We start from the raw sequence: 1,675 nt of genomic DNA on the forward strand, positions 1-1,675 counted from the left end.
GCCCCCGCCGTGACCGTCGACGGGGCGCCGTGGCGCGGAGACCGGGGCTGGCAGTCGTTCTGATCCGCCGACCGCTATGTTGGCCTCTCGTGACAGGACGTCCGCTACGGGAATTGATCGACGACGGCTGGGCCGAGGCGCTGGCCCCGGTGGAACCCCAGGTGACCCAGATGGGGGAGTTCCTGCGCGCGGAACTGGCCGCCGGGCACCGTTATCTGCCTGCCGGGGAGAACGTGCTGCGCGCGTTCACCTTCCCGCTCGACAAGGTCAGGGTGCTCATCGTCGGGCAGGACCCGTACCCGACACCCGGTCACGCCGTCGGATTGAGTTTCTCGGTCGCGCCTGACGTGCGCCCGCTGCCGCGCAGCCTCGACAACATCTTCAAGGAGTACGAGGCCGATCTCGGGCATCCGAAGCCGGGGTGCGGTGACCTGACGCCGTGGTGCGAGCAGGGTGTGATGCTGCTCAACAGGGTGCTGACCGTGCGGCCGGGCACACCGGCGTCGCACCGCGGTAAGGGGTGGGAAGCGGTCACCGAGTGCGCGATCCGCGCGCTGGTGGCCCGCGACCGGCCGCTGGTGGCCGTGCTGTGGGGCCGGGACGCGTCGACGCTGCGCCCGATGCTGGGCGACACCGCGGTCATCGAATCCCCGCACCCGTCGCCACTGTCGGCCTCGCGCGGGTTCTTCGGGTCGAAACCCTTCAGCCGCGCGAACGACCTGCTCATGCAGATGGGCGCCGAGCCGATCGACTGGCGCCTGCCCTGAAAAGGGAACTGCTAGCCGCGGGCGACCTTGCCGGCCTTCAGGCACGACGTGCACACGTTGACACGGTGCTTGTTGCCGCCCGGGCCCGACACCGCGCGCACGGACTGGATGTTCGGGTTCCAGCGACGGCTGGTCCGGCGATGGGAGTGCGACACCGACTTGCCGAAGCCGGGGCCCTTCCCGCAGATCTCGCACACGGCAGCCATGTTGAAACTCCTCGAATCGGTACTCAGGGTCTTGGGTCGGGATCTTTCCGGCCACCTCAGCAGCGGCGCGACCCGACAACCCGATCAGAATACCGGCCGTTGCGAGGATCACCAAAACCCGGGACTCCCGGTGTCCACAGGCCGCGTCCGGCACACTTCGGCGCTGTCGCCGGCACTGGTTAGGCTGACGCGGACGTCGGAAGCAGTGTGGAGGTGGGATGTCGGTTCGGCGCCTCGATGCGTCCGCCCTGCGGCGTTGGGCGCACGCTGCTGTCACGGACCTCATCGCCCACACCGACGAGATCAACCGTCTCAACGTCTTCCCGGTGGCCGACGCCGACACCGGCACGAACATGCTGTTCACGATGCGCGCCGCCTGGGCGCAGGCCGACGCGTGTGACGCCGCGGCCGATGTCACCGAGGTCGCGGCGGCACTGGCCGCCGGCGCGCTGCGCGGCGCGCGCGGCAACTCAGGGGTGATCCTGTCGCAGATCCTGCGGGCCGTCGCCGAAGTCACCGCGGCCGCCGCCGAGGATCGCGACGGTGTGCTGACCGACATCAGCGCCCCACTGCTGAGCACGTCGCTGCGGCATGCGCTCACCCTGGTCGTCACCTCGATGGGCGAAGCCGTGCCCGGCACCATCGTCTCGGTGCTGCACGACGCCGCCGAAGCCGCCGAGGAGGCGGTCTCGGCGCAGGGCG

3 protein-coding genes are annotated in these 1,675 nt (G+C 70.1%); 2 read left to right on the forward strand and 1 reads right to left on the reverse strand.

Translation table 11 applies throughout. The features are described 5' to 3' along the window. Positions 1-89 precede the first annotated feature (89 nt). On the forward strand, positions 90-767 hold the full coding sequence (locus MVA01S_RS29285) for a uracil-DNA glycosylase (protein ID WP_003928665.1): 678 nt from the start codon (positions 90-92) through the stop codon (positions 765-767). An 11-nt stretch (positions 768-778) separates the two neighbouring features. Here MVA01S_RS29285 and rpmB read toward each other — a convergent pair whose 3' ends face one another. Then, a complete protein-coding gene (gene rpmB / locus MVA01S_RS29290) occupies positions 779-973 on the reverse strand; it encodes a 50S ribosomal protein L28 (RefSeq protein ID WP_003928664.1) in 195 nt (64 codons plus the stop codon). Positions 974-1,191: 218 nt separating this feature from the next. On the opposite strand from rpmB, the gene MVA01S_RS29295 reads away from it, so the two are divergent. After that, positions 1,192-1,675 (forward strand): DAK2 domain-containing protein (locus MVA01S_RS29295; RefSeq protein WP_159426381.1); only part of this gene is annotated, 484 nt, incomplete at its 3' end.

This window comes from Mycolicibacterium vaccae NBRC 14118 = CIP 105934 (assembly GCF_001552715.1).
GTDB classification, from domain to species: Bacteria; Actinomycetota; Actinomycetes; order Mycobacteriales; family Mycobacteriaceae; genus Mycobacterium; species Mycobacterium vaccae.

What these genes read in the sequence shown, in the direction of transcription:
- rpmB (WP_003928664.1), bottom strand. Translation starts at nt 973, where the DNA reads ATGGCTGCCGTGTGCGAGATCTGCGGGAAGGGCCCCGGCTTCGGCAAG.